General features: G+C 60.1%; 18 protein-coding genes and 1 pseudogene. 11 read left to right on the top strand and 8 right to left on the bottom strand.

What is annotated here, in order from left to right:
* Positions 1-403 precede the first annotated feature (403 nt).
* The 8 genes from AC4D2Q_RS17315 to AC4D2Q_RS17280 all read left to right on the top strand — a co-directional run bounded on the left by AC4D2Q_RS17315 (position 404) and on the right by AC4D2Q_RS17280 (position 5,010).
* Positions 404-892 (top strand): hypothetical protein, encoded by a 489-nt coding sequence (locus AC4D2Q_RS17315; protein WP_490947657.1) that lies wholly within the window; start codon positions 404-406, stop codon positions 890-892.
* A gap of 559 nt (positions 893-1,451) precedes the next feature.
* Positions 1,452-1,886 (top strand): hypothetical protein, encoded by a 435-nt coding sequence (locus AC4D2Q_RS17310; protein ID WP_490947656.1) that lies wholly within the window; start codon positions 1,452-1,454, stop codon positions 1,884-1,886.
* A 471-nt stretch (positions 1,887-2,357) separates the two neighbouring features.
* Complete coding sequence (locus AC4D2Q_RS17305; RefSeq protein ID WP_490947655.1) at positions 2,358-2,612, top strand: glutaredoxin family protein; 255 nt, start codon at positions 2,358-2,360, stop codon at positions 2,610-2,612.
* 43 nt (positions 2,613-2,655) lie between these two features.
* On the top strand, positions 2,656-3,123 hold the full coding sequence (locus AC4D2Q_RS17300) for a single-stranded DNA-binding protein (RefSeq protein ID WP_490947654.1): 468 nt from the start codon (positions 2,656-2,658) through the stop codon (positions 3,121-3,123).
* A gap of 1 nt (position 3,124) precedes the next feature.
* Positions 3,125-3,313 carry a hypothetical protein gene (locus AC4D2Q_RS17295; protein WP_490947653.1) on the top strand — a complete coding sequence of 63 codons (189 nt, stop codon included), beginning with the start codon at positions 3,125-3,127 and terminating at the stop codon, positions 3,311-3,313.
* A gap of 61 nt (positions 3,314-3,374) precedes the next feature.
* On the top strand, positions 3,375-3,632 hold the full coding sequence (locus AC4D2Q_RS17290) for a ParB family protein (RefSeq protein ID WP_490947652.1): 258 nt from the start codon (positions 3,375-3,377) through the stop codon (positions 3,630-3,632).
* Between the two features lie 108 nt (positions 3,633-3,740).
* Positions 3,741-4,142: a hypothetical protein gene (locus tag AC4D2Q_RS17285; RefSeq protein WP_490947651.1), complete on the top strand. Its 402-nt coding sequence runs from the start codon at positions 3,741-3,743 to the stop codon at positions 4,140-4,142.
* 196 nt (positions 4,143-4,338) lie between these two features.
* A complete protein-coding gene (locus AC4D2Q_RS17280; RefSeq protein ID WP_490947650.1) occupies positions 4,339-5,010 on the top strand; it encodes a helicase associated domain-containing protein in 672 nt (223 codons plus the stop codon).
* A 775-nt stretch (positions 5,011-5,785) separates the two neighbouring features.
* Here AC4D2Q_RS17280 and AC4D2Q_RS17275 read toward each other — a convergent pair.
* Together AC4D2Q_RS17275 and AC4D2Q_RS17270 are read right to left on the bottom strand one after the other, a co-directional pair.
* On the bottom strand, positions 5,786-6,598 hold the full coding sequence (locus AC4D2Q_RS17275; protein WP_490947649.1) for a zeta toxin family protein: 813 nt from the start codon (positions 6,596-6,598) through the stop codon (positions 5,786-5,788).
* Positions 6,591-7,025, bottom strand: a complete 435-nt coding sequence (locus tag AC4D2Q_RS17270) for a hypothetical protein (RefSeq protein WP_490947648.1) — start codon at positions 7,023-7,025, stop codon at positions 6,591-6,593. Before AC4D2Q_RS17270 ends, AC4D2Q_RS17275 begins: the two co-directional genes overlap by 8 nt.
* 194 nt (positions 7,026-7,219) lie before the next feature.
* Between AC4D2Q_RS17270 and AC4D2Q_RS17265 the strand changes: the two genes are divergently transcribed.
* Together AC4D2Q_RS17265 and AC4D2Q_RS17260 are read left to right on the top strand one after the other, a co-directional pair.
* A complete protein-coding gene (locus AC4D2Q_RS17265; protein ID WP_490947647.1) occupies positions 7,220-8,062 on the top strand; it encodes a recombinase family protein in 843 nt (280 codons plus the stop codon).
* A 267-nt stretch (positions 8,063-8,329) separates the two neighbouring features.
* Entirely contained in the window at positions 8,330-8,806 is a 477-nt protein-coding gene (locus AC4D2Q_RS17260) for a hypothetical protein (RefSeq protein WP_490947646.1), read from the top strand.
* 9 nt (positions 8,807-8,815) lie between these two features.
* Here the strand turns inward: AC4D2Q_RS17260 and AC4D2Q_RS17255 are convergent, their stop codons facing one another.
* The gene (locus AC4D2Q_RS17255; RefSeq protein WP_490947645.1) at positions 8,816-9,232 is read right to left on the bottom strand and encodes a hypothetical protein; all 417 of its coding nucleotides are present in this window, start codon (positions 9,230-9,232) and stop codon (positions 8,816-8,818) included.
* 400 nt (positions 9,233-9,632) lie between these two features.
* Here AC4D2Q_RS17255 and mobF point away from each other — a divergent pair.
* A pseudogene (gene mobF, locus AC4D2Q_RS17250) lies at positions 9,633-11,888 on the top strand (MobF family relaxase); the annotation flags it as partial.
* A gap of 1,520 nt (positions 11,889-13,408) precedes the next feature.
* Here the strand turns inward: mobF and AC4D2Q_RS17245 are convergent.
* The 5 genes from AC4D2Q_RS17245 to AC4D2Q_RS17225 form a co-directional block, all read right to left on the bottom strand.
* Positions 13,409-13,696, bottom strand: a complete 288-nt coding sequence (locus AC4D2Q_RS17245) for a hypothetical protein (protein WP_490947659.1) — start codon at positions 13,694-13,696, stop codon at positions 13,409-13,411.
* A 624-nt stretch (positions 13,697-14,320) separates the two neighbouring features.
* Entirely contained in the window at positions 14,321-14,701 is a 381-nt protein-coding gene (locus AC4D2Q_RS17240) for a DUF4913 domain-containing protein (protein ID WP_490947644.1), read from the bottom strand.
* On the bottom strand, positions 14,701-16,380 hold the full coding sequence (locus AC4D2Q_RS17235) for a type IV secretory system conjugative DNA transfer family protein (protein WP_490947643.1): 1,680 nt from the start codon (positions 16,378-16,380) through the stop codon (positions 14,701-14,703). The genes AC4D2Q_RS17240 and AC4D2Q_RS17235 overlap by 1 nt, the downstream gene beginning before the upstream one ends.
* Positions 16,377-17,912: a hypothetical protein gene (locus tag AC4D2Q_RS17230; protein ID WP_490947642.1), complete on the bottom strand. Its 1,536-nt coding sequence runs from the start codon at positions 17,910-17,912 to the stop codon at positions 16,377-16,379. The genes AC4D2Q_RS17235 and AC4D2Q_RS17230 overlap by 4 nt, the downstream gene beginning before the upstream one ends.
* Positions 17,912-19,444, bottom strand: a complete 1,533-nt coding sequence (locus AC4D2Q_RS17225) for an SCO6880 family protein (protein ID WP_490947641.1) — start codon at positions 19,442-19,444, stop codon at positions 17,912-17,914. Before AC4D2Q_RS17225 ends, AC4D2Q_RS17230 begins: the two co-directional genes overlap by 1 nt.
* Positions 19,445-20,903 lie beyond the last annotated feature (1,459 nt).

Raw genomic sequence — 20,903 nt, 5'->3', positions numbered from 1 at the left:
CCTGGTTTCCGCCCGGGGGCTCCAACCAGGAATCGGGCGTCCGCTGCGCGGCCGGCTCTTTGGTCCGGGGCGCGCCGTCGCAGAGCTCCGGACCCCCCGGGCCTGATGTGTCTACGACGTTTTTTGCTGCTGTCCTTCGGATCATACGTGCCCGCTCCGGCCTGTCTAGCCCCTCGTTCCTCGGGGCCTGCGGCCCAGGAATTTTTCGGCGGAATGAGCCGGGAATGCACCGTCAGAAGGCGCTCATTCCGCCGAAAATTTCCTGAACCTTGCCCAAGGGTAGACAGGCCTCCGTCGGGCACAGCTCGCAAGCTTCGCCAGCAGGCAAAAAACAACGGGGGAGGGGCCAACTGCTGGACCACCACAGGCCCCGAACCCACCCGCAACCACAGGAGCCAAGACAATGACTGATCCATTCGTTCCCGATGTCCAGGCGACCACCGAAGACACCAACAAAACTGTCAGCGTTCCCGGATTGCTTGCCGGGAACTTCGCCACGGATGCCTGGGAATGGTACGACTGCCTGAGGTACACCCCATGGCTCCCCGTCCACCGCTGGGGCAGGGACGGCTGGTCCACCGGAGACTCGCCCAGCAGTTTCCTAGTCACCGCGATGCATCGCGACGACAACGATTTCTACCTCTACGGATACGGCTTGTTCATTGAGGAAGAGGTCGAAACCCACTGGTTCCATTCCCGTCGGGCCTGCTGTGAAGCCATCACGGAATCGATCTTCGACTTCTGGAAGCTCGGAATAGTAGACGGCCCGGACCCCGCGGACCTGCCGGAGACCGCCGCCGAACTGCACGAAGCAAACCGCCGCCCGTCTGTCGGATGGTTCCCCGAACGGGTCAACGTCGAAATCCCGGGACGCCCCAGCGTCGATAACTAGGTGCCCCTGAGGCCGCGCCCCCAAGGATGGGGCGCGGGCCCCAGGGTGCGCGGGCGGCGGCCTCCGCCGCACGCTCCCCCGGCCGCCGCCAGGACACGCTGCGCGTCCACGCGACCCTGCACCATCCAACTGCCGACCGGTGCAGCATCTACTTCCCCTGGTTTCCGCCCGGGGGCTCCAACCAGGAATCGGGCGTCCGCTGCGCGGCCGGCTCTTTGGTCCGGGGCGCGCCGTCGCAGAGCTCCGGACCCCCCGGGCCTGATGTGTCTACGACGTTTTTTGCTGCTGTCCTTCGGATCATACGTGCCCGCTCCGGCCTGTCTAGCCCCTCGTTCCTCGGGGCCTGCGGCCCAGGAATTTTTCGGCGGAATGAGCCGGGAATGCACCGTCAGAAGGCGCTCATTCCGCCGAAAATTTCCTGAACCTTGCCCAAGGGTAGACAGGCCTCCGTCGGGCACAGCTCGCAAGCTTCGCCAGCAGGCAAAAAACAACGGGGGAGGGGCCAACTGCTGGACCACCACAGGCCCCGAACCCACCCGCAACCACAGGAGCAAAAACCATGAACAACCAATTCACCACGCAGGACACCTGCGAGACCGTGCAGGCGCCGCAGCTGCCCGCCGACGACCGCACCGGCGACGGCTACGACTGGATGGACACCCTCACGGGAACTCCGTGGGCTGTCCTGCCCAACTGGGGCAGTGAAGGATGGGACGCCGGAGCATGGCCCTACATCATCTTCGCGGCCGCCAAGCATACCGATGCAGAAGGGCCCCTGTACGGGTACGGCCTCTACATCGAAGGCGACACCCACACCCACTGGTTTCGCACCCAGAGCGCCTACCACGACGCGATCACGGCGGCAGTGTTCGACTTCTGGAAGCTCGGCCAGTCATCCGGACCGGAAGACCTGCCCGGCACCGCCGCCGAACTGCCCAGCCGCTACCGCAAGCCCTACCTTGGCTGGATTCCCGGGCGGGAAACCGTAGAGTAACCGACCGGCCGGGCCGCGCACCTTCCCCAGGTGCGCGGCCCGGCCCTCGCAGAGCTCGGGCCGAACCACGGGTCCGCTGCTTCCTGGACCCAGCCCCGCCCGTCAACCGACACTGCCGACGGGATCAAGTAGGAACGACAGGGGAGGGGCCGGCTGCCGGTCCCGCTGCCTGCCGACCCGGCTCCCAGGGGAATCGCACCTACCAGCACAGCAAGCTCGGAGAAAAGGCATTCTTTGGACGAATCCGGGAATGGCGCGGAAGGGCTTCGTTCTAAGCCGGCGGTTTCCGCTCGAAAGACTGAGCGACGGCATCAAAACCAGCCTTTGACGAGTACAAAATAAGACCAAAAAACCCCTAGAATAAGCGGCAAAACCCTTGTTTATTCATCTGAATAAAAGGATAATAGAAGTAGCAGGAAAAGCCAGGGAATCTCTTACCATCCGGACCACGAAACCTGAGGAATGAGTGCCATGACCATCACCGTCTACACCAAACCCGGATGCTTCTTCTGCGGAAAGACCATCGACAAATTCCAGAATGCCGGCCTCAATCCTCAGATCGTGGACATCACCACAACCCCGTCAGCGCTGGACTACATCAGCGACGAACTCGGATACGCCCAGGCACCGGTGGTCGTGTACGAAAGGGACGGATCCGAAGACCACTGGTCAGGGATGCGCCCGGACAAGATCATCGAAGTCATCGCGCTGGAAAAAACGCACTAACCCATAAAAAGCAGCACCACCTATCCAAAGGAAGCTGATCACCATGGCAGGCGAAACCACCATCACCGTTATCGGGAACCTCACCACCGACCCCGAACTGCGCTTCACCCCCAACGGGGCAGCAGTCGCAAACTTCACCATTGCCTCCACCCCCAGGACCTTTGACCGGAAGGCCAACGACTGGAAAGACGGCGACACCCTGTTCCTGCGCTGCAGCGTCTGGAGGGAAGCGGCTGAAAACGCGGCCGAATCCCTCACCAAGGGAACCCGTGTCGTTGCCCACGGCGTGCTGAAGCCCCGCAGCTACGAAACCAAAGAAGGGGAGAAGCGCACCGTCATCGAATTCGAGATCGAGGAAATCGGTGCATCGCTGCGCTACGCGACCGCGAAAATCACCCGCGCCGGCAAGCAGGCACCCGCAGCGGCCGCCGCCAACCATCCCGCGAACCAACCGGCTGGCGAACCCGCACAGACCCCGGACAACTCATGGGAAAGCTGGGCAAACTCCTAACATGGCCGAAAGACTCATCGAGCTCGACGTCAGTGGAGAGCACGACCTCTACGTGCTCTCCACTGCACTGGAATACATCAGGGAAGAATTCCTGGCCCGCAGCGAGGATCCCACCGAAGCCACCGGAGCACCTTTCCTGCAGTGGGCAGCTACAGCTGAGAACCTGAGAATCCAGGTACAGGAACATTGATTCCGTACCCGCATGCACTGACGTCCAAACAGCCGGCGAAGACAGCAGGAGAGCACTGCCGATGAGTAAGAAGAAACCGGCACAATTCACCCCCTACTTCACCACCGAGGACGCCGAACAGATCCGGGCAGCGTTCCTGGCCGCAGGTGCGGCAGAAGGCTACGGGTCTGTGTCAGACTTGATCGAGGCAGCAGCCCTGCGCGAGGTGCGCAGGCTGCAGCGCAAATACAATCAGGGCAGAAAATGGGAACCGGTTCAGGCCGGCGCCCTGCGCCCGGGCAGACGGACACTCGAAGAAGAGAAGCAGCGAGCCCCATAGATTTCCTTCGTTGGTTGCGGAGGACAGTAAGGGAAGCGGGAACCATGTGGTGTGGTTCCCGCTTCCACCCTTTTAAGTCGGCACGCCAGGCCGTCAACGTTGATGCCGGTGACTACCAATAAGAAGGAACTGATGAACGACAAGGCTATGGTGTCTATCCCGAACGAACACCACGAAATGCTGATCAGCATGGCAGCTGCATCACTGGGCCGAACAACGGCACGTAGGATAGCCGCCGGCGGCCTGGAGCATCCCGGCGATCCCTTGGGCACAATTTTGTGTGAAGCGTGGAGGATCGAGGACTGGAAAGCGAGTTCGGCAATGCTCTCCTACATGGTCGCGCTCCGCGATGAATGCTCCGAGCTCGAGGTGGCGCCGCCTGCTTTCACTGATGTCCTGCGCTGGTTGCCCCTGGCGATCAACACCGCCCGATTCCCCGACGTCGACGTCGAGAAAATGCGCCGCAAGCTCGGGCAAGACGTGCCGGCTATGGCCGGGCAATCCATTTAGGCCAGACCCACCACTCCCGCACAGCTTATTCGACGCCTGATGTAAGGCCAGGACGTGTCTGCCTCCCATCTACAGGAGAGGCAGGCACGTCCTCTTTAATACTCACCGTCGTGTTACTCGTGATGGGCGGCCAAATTGTTTCCCTGATGGTTGAATCGCGGTGGTGGAACCGGCGGATCTTTGCTTGGCTACCGCTATGACCAGCACCTCAACCGTGGAACCTGCCGATCCGGATTCCTGGACTCCGCAGCACTGGTCCCGTACAGAGTGGTTTTACATGTGGACCAAAGGGCTGGATCCGTGGCGCATCGCCGTTCTCTGCCGGGTGCCGTACCGCAAGGTCTACGAACACATCCGCAACCGGATCGCCTATAACCCTGATCTGTTCGGGCATCGGCTCATGCTCCACGATCAGCCTGCCCTGCCGCGAGGGGGACTGAAGACGCCCAAACCTACGTGGGAGGAACGAGCCGCCAAACTGGCCGACTTCTGCCACGCGCACGGACGGTTCCCCCGCGGCTACATCGAGGGCGAACAGCAGCTGTACACCTTTATGCAGTATCAGCGGCAACAGTATCGGGCGGGCAAACTACCGGACACCAAGAAGACTGCCCTAGATGCGAGGGTGCCGGGCTGGCTGACACCGCCCAAGGTAGAACGTGAACGCGCCCTGTGGGAACAACGGGCGACGGAAACACTGGCCTACCTTCGGAAGAACAAAAGGTATCCCCGATATAAAACAGCTGTCGATCCTAACGAGAAGGTCCTCGCCGTGTGGCTGGAACGGCAGCGTCATTGCCTGAAGCGGAGCAAACTGGAGGTCCAGCGCGAGTCGTGGCTAGATGGGAACCTTCCCGGGTGGAAGTAGCCAACCGGTAGGGGCAGAACACACAGGTCCAGCCACAGCTTCACTAACAGGCCGCCGGTGTGTCGACACGCCGACCCCAAACAGCCCCTTTTGGCCGGTATCATTAAGGTAAGGGCTTCGGTCCTGAAGCTTTCGGTTAAAGCAAATGGACCCGGGTGGCACCCCGGGTCCCTGCGAAAACCACAGGCTTCTAGGTGCAACACCTTGGAAATCTGCGTTTGTCGATCTACAAGACAAAGTGTAGTCTTCCGGCGTTTGTCCTGGCAATCCAGCAAACGTGGGGTTGCGCCTCCGTCCTACATGGATTGGAGGTGGCACGATGAAACATGAACGCAAGCATTCAGATGGTTGGACTCGCGCCAACGCTCTGTTCAACCTGATGAGAGTGCTCATCACGTTGTTCAAGCTGAACGACGCCGAGTAGCAAGACAAGGAGCACAGGGGTCCCCTTTGGTGGACCCCTGTGCCAACCTTTTTAAGCGACAGCGACGATTCCCGCTGGATCTGCTGAGGACTGCTTCCCCCTCACTGGTGATTCTCAATGGGTCCGACATGTACGAAAACGATGGGATTAGAGACACCGGGGACTGAGATGGGACACGCCGAGAGAACCTGTCTCGTTATCCGTGTCCGCTTGCCAAGGGAGGTTCGGAAGGCGTTGCTGTCAGGATGGTCCGACGGCCGGCACGGAGCCGGAGGCATGGACCCTCCCGGCCGACGGCTGCTGTCGGTCAAGCAGCCTTGGCCGGAGGCCAGGGGCGAGCCGAGCCGCTCTTTATCCTGCGAACTCGACCCGGGAGATCAGGCGAACCCTGCCGACTACCGGATCGTATTCGTACCGTCTGAGCTCGCCCATGCCCAGCTTCGCGCCTGCCTCTCTGGCCAGTACCTCGGCGTTTCGGGAGCATACGGAAGTTCCGGTTTCCAAGAAGCAGGATTCGATGAAGCTGTCAGGAACAAACCTGCCACCCATAGGGTCGGAGGAGTTCCGGCCCGCCCACCAACGCACCCGCGCACCCTCCTTGGCCACATCGACCCCGGCCTCCACGGAGGCGACCTGGAGGCTGTCGTAGCCGGCGCCCCGCAGTTCGTTTAAATACAGGTTCGGCAGCGGCGCCCACGATAGAGTCCCGTCGAGGATAACGTTCTCACCCATGTTGAGGGAAACCAGCCGGACCACGTCAGCCACTCGGCTTGATGCCCTGTGGACGTGCGATGCCAACTCTCGCAAGCTGACCGGTTTCCCGTCCACGAGGACATGGTCGTTCCTGTATTCGAGGAGGCCGTGGTTTTCGGCGTCCCTCAGCAGCAGGTCTTTGGCCAGGTCCGGGTCAATCAGCCGATAGCCGCTGAGTCCCATGGCTTCCATGGCCCTGCTTTTGCCAGCGCCGGGCGGGCCGGCAGTCACAACAACGGCTTTGTTCCCGGGCTGCACAGCTGGGTCCAGCTGACGGTAGGCTTTGGCCGCCTTGGTGACGGCCAGATCGTCGAGGAACCTTTCCAGGTGCTCCGGGACGGCACCGAGCTTTCCTTCCGGCGACAGCAGAAAGGAGAGCTCCGCATGCACAGAGTCCCGGAGATCAGGCAACCGCGTTCCTGATCTCGGTGAATTCCGCTTCGGAGATCAGGTCCTGGACGTAGGCCGCCAGCACCTGGTCCCACGTTCCGGGGATCCTGCCTTCGTGCGGGTACGGGGCATCTTTTCCGAAGGTGTAGGGGAACCGTATGAGCTCCTCAACCAGATCCTTCCGGGGCGTCTCGTAGACGAAAGCACGAAGGATGATTTCGTGCGGCGTCTTGTTGACAACGGAGGGGTCGGCCTTAGCCGCCATCAGCATGCGGTTGACCTTGGCCTGGTTGGTGCAGAGGATGTCGGCGATCTCCCGCTGGCTGCGGCCTGCCCTGGCGGCCTGGACCGCACCCCGAATCTCGTCGATGCGGTCGATGGCAGCCCGAGCCTGGCGGACTTCCGCCTCACGATGCAACCTCTTTTCCAGAGGAGTATTCAAAGACATTTCTGGGTTCCTCTTCCTCGATCCGTATGCCCACTCTAGTCCTTGATTCAAAATGAATCAAGGACTAGATGGTGCCAACCGCCGGCGGCACCTCGTCCGATGCCCCGAAAAACATCCTTCACCGGCACAGCTCCCATCCGCCCGAGGGGGAGGTAAGGCCCCATAGATGTGAGCGTTACCGATTCCCTTAAGCCTTGCCCAACAAAGTGCCCGTTGAGCGCCCGCTGAACGGGGCCCTGGTGAGCTTTCAGGCGGTGAACGAATACGATCGTTTCCGTGCACTGCGACGTGACAAGAACGAAGTGCACCAAGACCACGCCACCTCGCCGTATCGCCCTGCACGGAACAGTGAACGAAACACCCTTGCACGAATCATCAAGCCCTTGCGAGTTTCGTTCATACCGTTAGGCTTCAACTATTTAGACGCAGGCGAAGCCGAAGGGCATACATCTATGACGAGCCAGAACCTGATTGGTTACGCCCGCGTAAGCACCACGGACCAGGACGCGGCTTTACAACTTGATGCACTGGAACGGGCCGGAGTTCTAAAAGTCTTTACGGACAAAGTATCCGGCACCTCAAGAACCCGGCCCGGCTGGGATGCCTGTATGGACTATCTGCAGCCAGGAAATGTTCTCGTTGTATGGAAGCTTGACCGCGTTGGGCGATCAACGGCAGAACTCGCACAGATCATCGTTCAGCTAGGTCAGCGCGGCATCAACTTCAAGTCTCTGACTGAGACATTCATCGACACGACCACAGCCGACGGACGATTGGTTTTCCACATCTTCGCGGCCCTGGCAGAGCACGAACGAAACAGACTCATCGAACGCACACAAGCAGGGCTGACTGCGGCAAGAGAACGCGGACGTGTGGGAGGCCGGCCGACTACCGTAACCGATGAACAATTGCGGGAGGCCAAACGAATGCGCACCCAGGGGCTGACGGTTGTTGACATCTCACGACTCCTGCAAGTCGGACGAATGAGTCTAACCAGGGCACTTCAACGCAGCAGCGACGAAATGGACCAGTCATGATCAGTGTCATCCGTGCCCTAATGACCGCAGGTGTGTGGATCAACTACCGTTTCATGCGCGCAGTCTTCGGTTTGCCGTTGCGGTTGTTTCCCATACCAGAACGTACTCGAAACAAGATCGCCGGTGCACTTTCAACCGGCTTTTGGCTCGTCCTTATTTGGACTGTTTTCCTGGCGGCAGCGTCGCCTGGCTGGGCTTACCTGATCCTAGGGCCGCTTTCCGTTTGGCTGTTCGTGGCAGTGATTCGAATGGAGGAACGCCGTGCACTTGTCCGACGATGAACGGTTCGACTCCTACGTGCTTCGAGGCCCCAAGGAGAATAGCTGCTGGATCTGGCTCGGCGCCGTCAGTGATGACGGCTACGGCCGCTTCTGGATCAAAACACCAGAAGGCCAGAAAGCCATAAGCGCTCACCGATTTGCCCTTGCACTGGTCCACGGAGGCCTTGACAGCATAAAGGGGACACAGTCACTACATGACTGTGACGTTCCCCTATGCGTCCGCGCAAGCGACGATCCGAGCACGCACCTTTTGCTGGGAACCAAATCGGACAACATGCTTGACCGAGCCAGGAAAGGCCGGCTCCCCTCGGCCACGGCCATAAAGTGGCGGCACCTCACCCGGGCCGAACGTGCCGGGCAGTCCCGTCGCCTTCGGGATGAACTGAAGTCTCACGGATGGCAGGAAGACATCATTCGTGAGCTGATGTATGGCATCGACCCAAGCCATCCCACACTGTTCTGATTCCTGCGGTTACGAGTCGGCAGCAGAGGATGCTTCGTCGACGGCACCATCTTCTGCTGATCCCTTGGAAAATTCAGATTCCGTCGCTTCGGAGCCATGTTTGCTCTTGTTCAGGGTTGCTCGCACTTCGGCCGTACTCAGTTCCAGACGCTGAGCAATTTCACCTGCGGACAGCCCTTCAGCCTTCATCGCGCTAATGACTCCGCTTTGTTCGGCTTTCGCACGGGACGTATCAGATTCGGCCTTCGCACGCAGGTCTTGAATTTTCTTCTCTGCTGCTTCCCAGATTTGCTCCTGGTCACCGGCAGCCACGAAAAATTGTTCACCCAGCTTGAGTAAACGATCCTCCCGCGCCATGGATTCGGCGGCGGCTTTACGGGCACGCTCCCTGGCTTCCAACATGATCGAACTCTTACGCTGTGCCACAGTTCCTCCCGAGTAAGTTGGCTTGCTCTTCCCATTCAACACCAGGGTAAAACCTAACGGTCACCGGACCCGCCGTCATCGAGCCGGACCGTTGACATGGCAGGTTCGGTGCTGCCCCCGCCTCAGTGTACGGCTGTCCACAATCGACCTGTCGTGTGCCCAATTCGATGCACTGTTTTCGGATCTTGTCCTGTTCCGCTGTTTGCATCGAATTGCCCCCACTCCTTTTAGGTCTCATATGGACAGCCGCGTCAGATCCCTGACGGACGATCAAAGGTTTTTCGCGCTTCCCTCGTAGACCTCGTTTCACCGCTTCAAAACCTAAATATTCGTCACACCTCATGCATCCTGATGATTGAGGGGTGACACCCGTGTAAAAGACCGCAATAATCATGACGTGATGACCGTCCATAAGCTCAGTGCTGGGGACGGCTACGCCTACTACACATCCGAAGTCGCCAGCGCTGACGAGTTGCGCTCAGGGGAGCGCGAGCTTGGCGATTACTACACCGTGGAGGGCATGCCTCCCGGCCAATGGGTAGGGCACGCAACAGAGCTGCTGGGAGTTGCAGGCGAGGTCTCCGAAGAGCAGATGGCATCCCTTTTTGGCGAGGGAATGCACCCGGATGCAGCACGGATGATGGCAGATGGGGCCAGTGAGAAGGACATTCAGCTGGGCCAGAAGTACCACCGGTACACCGAAGCAGACACTGAGTTCACCCGGCGCCTGCAGGAGGAACATGCCAGGGTACGCAGGACAACCGGCAGGGACCCGGACAAGGCAACCTCCCACGAGATCCGGGGACGGGTCGCGGGAGAATTGTTTCGGGAAATGCATGGCCGTGACGCCCGCGACGACCGCGAGCTGGCACGCTTTGCGACCGCACAGACCACACCGCGTCAGCAAACAGTCGCCGGTTATGACCTTGTATTTTCTCCCTCCAAGTCCGTATCTCTCTTGTGGGCACTGGGTGGAGACGAAGCACGCAAAGCCGTTGAGGCTGCGCACCATGAGGCAATTGCAGAGACAATATCTTTCCTTGAGAAGAACGCCCTCTACACCCGGCGAGGCAAGAACGGAGTCCGCCAGGTCGATGTCGAGGGCGGGCTCGTCGCGACACAGTTTAGGCACTATGACTCGCGCAACGGAGACCCGCAGCTGCACGACCATGTCGTCATCGCGAACAAGGTTCTGGGCACCGACGGGAAGTGGTCATCCATCGACGGGCGCACGCTCTACAAGATGAACGTTGCCGCATCAGAGACTTACAACGCCAAGGTGATGGAAAAGGTATGCGAGAAGCTTGGGGTCACGACTGTGACGAGGAAGGGTGGTGGAAGCGAACCCATCCATGAGATAGCGGGAATCGATCTGGACGCCATCCACCGCGCCTCATCACGCCGAACCGACATCGTCGGAGCCATACGGCGTCTCGAATCGGAGTTCACGGACAAGCACGGCTACGCGCCCTCTGAGAAACAGAAAATTGCCTTGGCCCAGCAAGCAACACTGGAGACCAGGCCGGGGAAGAAGGATGCCCGTCGGCTGTCTGAATTGGTCCAGGAATGGAAACAGGAATACAGCTCAGACTTGGGAATGCCGTTCGGTAATGACCTGCTGGAGAAGGTCCGTCAGGCAGCTGGACCGGCAGCCGGCCCCTTGGATGTGAAGGCCATTGATGTGCACGAACACGCACGGCATATCATTCACGATCTTTCGGCTAAGCGTGCCACATGGGGAAGGAACCATGTACTGGCCCAGACCCGCCGACACCTCAAGGAAGCCTTTCCGAATAAGGCCATGCCGGATGATTTGGTCGAAAAGATCACCCGCGAGGCCACTGCTACCCATAGTCTCGGTGTCACACCTACGTCCGCTCCTACTGGACTGAGGGAGTTCACCCGAGCGGACGGGAGCAGCCAGTTCCTGCAGGCAGAAAGTGCGCTCTTCACCTCCCGCGAAGTTCTCCAGGCTGAGCACAAGGTGCTGACAGCGGCCCAGCGAACGGTCATCCCCGCGGTCTCCGCTGAACGCTTCACTAAGGTGCTGGATAAGCACCTCGAGAAGGGACAGAGACTCAGCGAGGGACAGATTGAACTCGCCCGTGATTTCGCCACCGGGGAGAAGCTGCTCACACTGGGAATCGGTCCGGCCGGTGCCGGAAAGACGACCAGCCTTTCCCTGGCTGCAGAGGCTGTCCGTGCCAGTGGCGGGAACGTAGTGGGCCTGGCCCCGACCGCTGCAGCTGCAGCCGTGATGAGCGCGGACATCGGGGCCGAGGCCACCACAATTGAGGGTTTCCTCGCCTCACACCGTTTGGAGGATGCATACCCAACCGGTCCCGGTTTGCGGGCTGGCGACGTCGTCATTGTTGACGAGGCCGGCATGGTCGCCACCACGAAGCTGGCCGACGTCGTCGCCGTGGCCGCCCGTCACGGTGCCGTCGTCCGAGCCATCGGAGACGACCGACAGCTGGGAGCGATTGGCTCCGGAGGGGCACTGCGGCTGCTGGATCATCAGGTAGGAGCCGTCCGGCTGGACCGGGTACATCGGTTCCGGACGCCCGGCGAGGCCGAAGCATCCCTGGCACTGCGGGAACCCCCAGCAACCGGCGCGGACTCCCCGTGGCAGTGGTACATGGACAACAAAAGGATTGTTGCAGGGGACACCGAGACCATGACGGAGATGGCCCTGCGTTCCTGGATGACCGACACGGCCGCCGGCAAAAACTCTTTGCTCATTGCCGGGGACAACGCAACGGTGACTGATCTGAACGCCCGGGCCCAGGCCTCTCGGATAGCCACCGGAGAGCTGGGAAGGATCACCGAGAATACCCCCTCCGTCGTGCTGCGCGACGGGCTGCGCGCCTACATCGGGGACACCGTAGTGACCCGCAAAAATGACCGCTCGCTGCAGCTGAACCGGGGCAAGGACTTCGTGAAGAACAACGATGTCTGGACCGTGGAGAGGATTGTCAGCCCAGGAGTGCAGCAGGGAGGCGCAGCCGGTTCTGGGAATGAGCTGGTCACGCTTCGCCACACCGGACACAACGGCCGGATCACACTCCAGGCCCAATACCTGCAGGACCATGGCCAGCTCGGTTACGCAGCAACCATCCACCGCGCCCAGGGCGCAACGGTGGACACCGCGCACGCCATCCTCACCGAGCGCAACGACCGCGCTGCCGCCTACGTTGCCACCACTCGCGGGCGGCTCAACAACCGTCTCTACATCGCGTTGGAAGATGGTCAGGAGCGTGACGATGTCCTGACGACCATTGCCGGTACCTACGACAGGAATCTTTCAGCACATGAAACAGTGCGTGCTGAGGCCATCCAATCCGGTGACTTGCATCGACTCTCTACCGTTTACGGCGAGGTGGAAACCGCGGCATGGACTGCCAAAACCCGGACCATCGCCGCTGAAGTGATGGGGCCGCGGACTGCTGCGACATTTACCTCGCGTGGAGCATGGGGTGCGGTGGCCACGCATCTGCGGACCGCCGAACAGGCCGGACTAGACCCGGCTAAAATTCTCGCCCAAGCAGCAGAAATCAAAAGTCCAGGGGCTTCCGATCCGGGGCAGCTGCCCGGGTTCGAGAGCGCCGTGGATCCGGCGGCAGTGCTGGCCTATCGGGTGGAGCAGCGTGTCAAAAGTGCTTCCCGCCTGATGGAGAACACTGACCGGCGACCGTTGGGATCACTTTCAGACGAACATTTGTCCCGCCTGGCTAAACGCGCGTCCGTGTCCGGTGTGGCCACAAGCACCGCAGGCCAGGACATGCAGTGGGCGACGCTTCCGTTTGCCACGGTCCCCACCCAGGCACTCACAGATGCCAGGGCAAAGGCTGCGCGCCGGGTGACTGACAGCAACCTCTCCGGTGCTCCGGCCACAGAGAGCAGGAAGGACCGATGGATCGTTGAGGCCATGGGGAAGGAACTGGACCGGCGCACCGGTCTGACACCCGCCCAAGCCGCTCTTGAGCGGGCAACCCGTGGTGAGGATCCCCGCTCTGCGCATGAGATTACTGTCAGCGAGGCGATCACCTATGAACAGAAACTACGGAAGGTTGCCCTGCCCACCGACTCTCGCCCCCACCCCGTCACGCCCGGCTCCGGAGTCAGCGAGGACCTGGCTCCCAGTGCCCTTATGCAGGATCCCCTGGTTCCGCCGACCTATCGGACCGAACTGGAAAGGATCCGCACCCACCTCAACCACCGCGCAACCGTTCGCGGGGCACAGCTCGCGGAGGAAGCACCGGCCTGGACAAAGAACCTCGGACCGGTTCCTTCACACGAGAAGAAAGCGGCCGAGTGGCACCATGTGGCCGCCGAAACCGAGGCATACCGCAGCCGGTACAACATCGGAAACCAGGAACAGGCGCTCATACCGTCGCAGTACACCAACGACCCCGCAGCGCAACGGCTGATCGCCAGAGCAACCGCTCTGCATAAACACTCCATGCTGACGACCTCACCGCCGCAGACGGCAGAGCAGATCAGGCAGAGAGCCGATGAAGCGCGCATTGCCGAGCGGATCACCACCGCACCCACTCCGGCTGAGCAGGTCATCGACCGGCTGCGTACCGAGCGTGCTACCGGCGGCGACAAGCTGCCGCAGCCGCAACAGCGTGAAGCCGCAGTAGTCGATGCCGTTCAAGAAACAGGCGCTGAGACAGAGGGCGGAACTGCTGCAGCTATCGCCCGGGCAGTGGCTAAACACCGCGCCGCACAGCAGAATTCAGACCAACCGTCAGTCACCGCCCCCGGAGGAATGCCGGGTGCACTGCAGAAGGAGAATACCGTGTCCGAAAACCAGCAAAGTCCTGCTGTTCCGCGCGCGGCGGAACCAACAAACAAGTGGGGACGGAAGCAGGCCGAGGCCATCGAGCGCCGGAAGGCCGCAGCATCTGCGCAACAGACCCGGAAAGCTAGTAGCTCGAAGACCGACGCCGCAGCAGCAGCCCGCAGGGCCGACCAAATAAAGCGTGACGAAGGACGTTCTCTGTAACCCCTTAGGGTTCCTTGGAAATGAAGTGGCCTCCCCTCGCCCGCATTCGCGGGCGAGGGGAGGCCACTGTTCTTTGGCTACCAGCTCCAATTAGCCGGCGGTTGTTCCGTTGCGAGAATGCGACGTGTTGTCTTTTCTACATGAGAGGAGGTCCCGCATTCCCCGAAGGGTCCTCTCTTCGCGAACAGGACAGCAGCGTGGCGGTCAAAATGGTCAACCCACCAGGAAGACATCCCGCCCGAGGCCTGAGCGTCGAGCCAGTGCTCATAGAGCGCCTTGAACCGTTCTACAGCTTCGGAATGATTCCACCACTGGCTGCACCAAAACTGGTTCTGGGATCTGTCCACAGACTCAAGGAGTGCTGCCAGACCTTCTACCCAATCGATTAGTTCCTCTGGTGTGAAGCCGGTGTCTTCCGGTTCCGCGACAGGTGAATCGTTCTGCTCAGAGGATTTCATCAGTTCTGTCCTGCCTTAATGCGTTCAACGAGGGGGCCGATGCGTGATGTGATCGTCTTGTCGCGGAACCAAGGAACCGTACGCACGATCGTTCCCCCACCCTGGGAAGACTTCACCCAGGCGTGGTTAGCCGGCAATTCTGAAAGTTGTGAGACCGACATAATGTCCCGTCGCTGAGTTTGAACCGATCTTGAGGAGCCGTTTCGTGAGGTGGAACTGCTGCGCACCTTCGCGTCATACTGGCCGATGACCTTGCTCAGCGAATCCAGGAACGCGGTGTCATCCGACCCGCCACCGTAGACCTTGATCGCGGCCGCGGACCACAAGGTGTCCCAGCCGGTGCGGTCAAGCATGGCCACACCCTGGCCCTTTGTCTGGAAGTACGAACTGACGACAATGCCCATAGACCCAAAGAATGAATACCATTCAGGCAGTTGCTTCAGTTTTACGACGTTTCCAACCTCGTCCAAATCCGCTACCAAAGGAACCGGCAAGCGGCCGCCGGCACGTCGGGCTGCGCGCTGGGCGGCAGTGAATACCGCGTACACAAGGGTTGAAACGAACGCTGCACCGGATCCTGCCGCATCCTGGCTCAAAAGAACCAAGGTGTCTTTGCTTTCGACAAACCGAGCTGGATCAAACACCGGAATTCCGGGGGTTGGTGTCGACCAGGCAACCAGCTCGTCGTGAACTAGGGCGGAGGCCATACGCTGCGCACTTGCAGCCACTGAGCCTCTAGTGTCCTCCGGCTGTGCACTCATACCTTTCAGCGCTGCAGCTGGCCCCGCCTGGCCCCCCTGCTCCAGAATTTCTGCGGGCTCAATAAAGTCAGCGCTTGATACCCAACGCAGAACATCGATCATCGACGTGTGCCGCAGTGACGCTGCCAGCAGACACCACGACAGGAAATCTCGGCCTTGGGAGTCGAACTGGGCATCCCCTTTTCCCATTCCCGCGTTGGGTGCCGAAGCCGTCTCAAAAATGGAAGCAACTTCGCCGGCTGCCACAGTGTCGGTTACAACCGAGAGGGGATTGAAGATCATCGCAGGGCGGGGGCTGTCCCGCCAGATCCGCTGAGGATCGTAGAGCCAGACTGTGCCGGTTTCCGCGCGTGCGGCCAAGACCTCAGCGACGCCATCAACTTTATTGCTGGTCATGATGTACGGCCCAGGTGCTTCCAGTGCGTGACGCACCACCTGACTGGTTGTCTTCCCTCGCCCGGTGCCCCAGACGTGAGCGGAACACTCACGCCAACCTTGAATAACGGACTTCGATCCGGCTTCTCCAGCGAATCCGATGGTGAGGCCGGGTCCAATACCTGCTGCCTGCGGGTGCAGGCGGGCGGCTTCGATAAGCCTGGCATCCTTCATCGCCGGTTTCATCTTCCCGTTGGGGCTCATTCGGCGTGCCGCATCACGGGTTTTCGAGGGTGGACGTGTCCCCCAGATCATCAGGCCCATCAGGACTAAGACCGCCTCAATTGCCAACAGCCACAGTGCTGCCGCCGGCAACTGTGCTGAACCGGAAACGAGCTCGATGACCAATGAAAGCGGATTCCAAGGCAACGATCCACTAATTGGAGTGAATACGGCGCCAAGGTGAACCAGGGCGACTCCGGCAAAGATAATCAGGACGACACCCAGGAATCCGATAAGTATCCGGTTCTCCTCGCTTTTCATCGGTTCGCCATCCTCTGCGCACCCACCCAAGCAGCGTTCGTATCGTGGACCTTCTTCTCTCCCGCCGTGAGATTCACCTGGAAGGGCACTCCCGGTTCCGCTCCTGTCTTGAGCATGAAACGGCCCAGACCAGGCGGCGGGGAAGTCTTTCCGGTCTTCGGATTAACGGACCCCTCAGCTGACCATGCTACGAGCAGGGCCTTCTCTCGTTCGGACAAAGGAAATACAGTTTCCAGCAGCTCCATTTCGTTCTGGGCCAGCCCACCGAGAATCTTGATGGAGGAACGCTCCACGAAACCCTTGGCGATTTTTGTCAGCTCTTCGGTCGAGAGCTGCAGGTCCTTCATGGAGTGAGTAATAAGCAGCTGACCAAGGCCCTTTGTTCTGTTGAGCCGAGTAATCGAGTCAATTTGGTGAACGAGCAGTTCGCTGGCCCTCAGAGACTGCCAAAGTTCATCCATGATCATCAGGTGATGCCGTTCTTCGCGCAGACCGGCCTCAGCCAACGTCTTTGCCGCTGATATTCCGGCCTGGCCGTAGGACCAGCACACCGTCTGGACTGCCGCCCGCAAGTCCAGCTGGGATTCGTCTATCGCAGAAATATCAAAGTCCACGCACTTATCGATTTCCATTTCTTCCGACGTTGGCTGGCAGAACACATCTCCAAAGGGTCCGTGCTCGCTGAGCGCGTTCAAACCGGCCTGTAAGTTCTTCACCTGCTCGGTGTAATCGGCGTCCGATTCAGCCAAAATAGCTGCTTTGATCGTGGGGGGTTTGGAAGAAATTACTTCTTTGACATCTCGGATCAATGGCTGGCGTCCATCTGACTCAGCTTCCTCCGCAGCAAGCATGATGGCCATTGAAAGTACCGTCTGCTCCTGTTTTTTCGCGTCCAAGGGTTCCTTGAAGACGAGTTCAATCAGACCTGTGAGGGTACTGAGCCGGCGGCTGTGAATCTCTGCGCGCATCTGCCTGGCCAGTTGTTCCGGCAGCGTATTCAATTCCTTCCACAAGGGGCCAGCATCGAGCGGGTTGATTGCTCCGACGCCGGGAGCGACCTTGATGACCTGACCACCAACGGCAACCGTTAGCCCCGCAAAGTCGGGCTTTACGTCCCCAGCGGTCAGAATCAGAAAGCCTTGATCAATCAGCGACAACGCCATGCGAACGGCTACTGAGGACTTACCCCGGCCATTCAGTCCAAGGATGAACCCGGACGGCGAGACAACAATGCCGCGCAAAAACAGTGAAATGGGATCCCCGCAGACCACAGACCCATTGAGCATGTTTCGGCCCAACACCGCGCCGACCAAAGGTGAAGACGTGCCTACACTAAATGGCCACAGCCCGGCCGTATGGTTTGACGTGGCGGTGAACTCCGGCGGAGCTTCCACCCATGACACCATGCCTCCGTTAGGAACGTTGATGCCCTTTGAACTCATCTGCGGGAAATCCGAGCCTGCTGTGGCTAGAGCGGATTTTCCGTACACCTTGTTCAGCACGGCATCGGTCAGGCTATCGAAAACGCTCATTACAAGGCCTTCCGTATGTCCGCGGGAATGGTAGCTACGTCGGCTGGAACCAGCCCTAGACCCAGGTTGAAGGCAAATGCGGCATCATCGTTGTAGTCACACTCTCGGAGACGCAGTTGGATACCCTGAGAAGCGTTCCTTTTGATAATGGCTCCAACTCTGGGCAACTGGTCAGGCGATTCAACCGTGGCAGTGATGCCAATGGCAAAGCGCACTAGAGCTGCACCCTCGGCTTGTTCGCGTTCGGCTTTCCGTGCCTTTTCCAACGCGATTATCTGAGCGCTTGTGGTCTTACGTCCCTTCTGATTCGCTGCGAACTGGGCATTGGTTAGAGCCTGCTGAACCTGCTCAGCAGACAATTCAGGTGCCTGCGGTCTGTAGAACACCGTCACGCGTTTCTGCAGCATTGCGGAGTCGGGCCCCAGAAGGTGAACCAAAGCACTTTCGCGGAATGTTCCAGCTGGCGGACGGAACATCTGCCACGACTTGCTGACAACTCCGGAATGCTCATAGCGCGGCGGGAATCCGATCGTTTTGTGTGACGAAGGGCCAACCTCGTTCCAGCTCAAGCCTGTTCCCTCGCTGGTAAGTCGCGCTCGTTCCACGGCTGCTGCGGCCAGTGGATTAAACGCAATGTACGTCTGGTCTGTCAGATCGGATGAACGCATGAGAGATACCGAGCCCGCACCCGAATTCTCAAGCTCCTCCATGAATCCAGGCAACAATGACTTCACATCGGCAATCAGGTCCTCAACTGTCCGCTCGGGAATCCCCGACCGGTCATTGGCCTTAGCACTGAACGTCATGGAGACCCATTGTTCGAGCTTTGGCACATTGCGATTAAGGTCGTCCACAACGCTGTCGATGATTTCGCGGGCGAACGCCGGAACTTCACGGTCCCCGGCCTGCTGCCGGGCAACGGCGACAGCATCCGGGAGCCGTTCGCCAGGATCGGTAGTCGATTGCGTGGTGACTGAAACCTGCAGAACTTCAGCATTCGATCCGGCGTCGCGTTGGAATGCGGCCCAAGATGCGACGAGTCGGTCTACTCGATCCTGGTCCAGCAGACCCAGTCCCGAAGAGTTTGCGATGAAAAACACCGTCCCTGTCTTCAGCTTCGGGTGCCAGAGCATCACCCCTTCGTTGTTGTAAAGGTCCCGGAACTTTACGGGCTTTGTAGCCGCCAACAGTCCAGGAGCCCGAAACGATCCATCAGGAATCTGTGAGGCCGGGCCGGCCTTATAGGTCGTTTGACTGTTCTTTTCGGCCTTCGCGAACATCCTCTTGGCGATCCACCGCTCAGGCTTGGACCGTCCGGCCAAATCCTTCGACCCCAGGGCCGTCGCTGCGATGACTGCAACCACAGCAATGCCGACGCCAACCCAGATTTGGGACAGCTGGATCGAGATGAAGACTCCCACAGCACCGACGCCCAAAATGACAGTGGAGGCCATGGAATAGCCCAGAAGACCTGCAGTCTTTTCTTCCGCAATGTTTCCGTATTGCCTGACTGTTTGCTGCTCGGTGCTCATACGTCACCACCACTTTCTACTGAATTTTCTGCGTCTTTGGCGATTTCTCGCAAGCCATATTCCAGCCGCTGCCGGGTCATCATCGACTTGTAGCCTGTTCCGTCCGGAGAACTGTTTTTGAAGCCTTCAGCAGTAGGTGACTCAGCCGCCGGTGAACTGGTGTTTGATCCCTGTGCCGCTGCGGGAGCACCGCCGGAACCGGCAGGTTCCCCGGCTGCCCCTGAGGGGCCGGAGAGTTCTGCGGCAGCATCTCCCTTTGGTACTTGGTCTGAGCCGTGCTGGCCCTGGGGAACTGGTGTTGCTGGGTTGGTCCCCGGTCCCCCGGAGATTGCGCCGCTGGTGGCCCCGGAGGGAGTCGCAGTCGCGGCCGCCGGAGCCAGTGATTCCTTTCCTCCAGTTCCTGAGCCATCGGAACGTTCAGAACCACTGACCGGATTGGCGGTTCCTCCACCGGAGCTACCCTCCGATGGAGAGGTTCCACCGACGGTCCCTGCACCAGGTCCTCCACCGACGGTCCCTGCACCAGGTCCTCCACCGACGGTCCCTGCACCAGGTCCTCCACCGACGGTCCCTGCACCAGGTCCTCCACCGGAGGGCGGTGGCCCATCAGGTCGGCTAGCCATCGTGGGGGAAGCTCCTCCGGTTCCTGCCGCTCCGCTTTCTGCACCCGCTATGCCACTTGTGGCGGCGGTTGATGCGGTGCTTGTGCCGGCGGCAGCGGACCCGTTTGAGGCTGCGCTCGTGCCTGCGGCGGCAGCACCCGATGCTGCCCCGCCGCCGCCGGCTGCGGCTCCAGCTGCAGCGCCAGCTCCCGCTCCGATACCACCAGTAAGGGCGCCGACCGCAACTGCACCGCCGAGCATGGCCAGCCCCGAGGCTCCCATGCCCGCCGGACCGGCACTAACAGCGGGGACAAGGACCCTTGCCAGGGCCGGCATGGCGATACAGGCACTGAGGATGATGACCAGACCGGTCAGCAAGCTAATGATCCGGTTCATTTCTTCCGTCTCAGCTGTTCCCGTAATTCCGTTGATCAATGCCAGCCCAAACCCGTACAACACGGCTGCAGCTGGCTTGAACAGAACAACCGCGATTAGCCAGCCCACTGCCTTGTCGAAGGATTTCCGGCCCCGCTCGGTAACGGAGCTGGCTGCAAAGATCGGAAGGACGCCGCAAAGTGCTCCGGCCATACCGTAGGAGAAGATAACTAGGGCAGCGTTGATAATCGCCCCAATCAGGGCCAGGGGTGCGATAAAAAGTATCAGTCCCGCGAAAGTCAGGGTCATGCCTGCCCCAACCAATCCGTCCAGACCCATGGCTGTGCCCAGCCCATCCTCCGGGGCAGACCCGGAAATGGTTTGGACGAGCCAAGGGGCGACTTTATCTGTCACAGCCAGCAACATACTCACCATTGACACAGCGATGGCGCTCGTGAAGACGGTGCGGAGCATGCCCATAA

The sequence above is a fragment of the Arthrobacter sp. TJ-178 genome (assembly GCF_058269275.1).
Note: the sequence above shows the minus strand (reverse complement) of the source record. Positions and strands in the feature narration are given on the sequence as shown.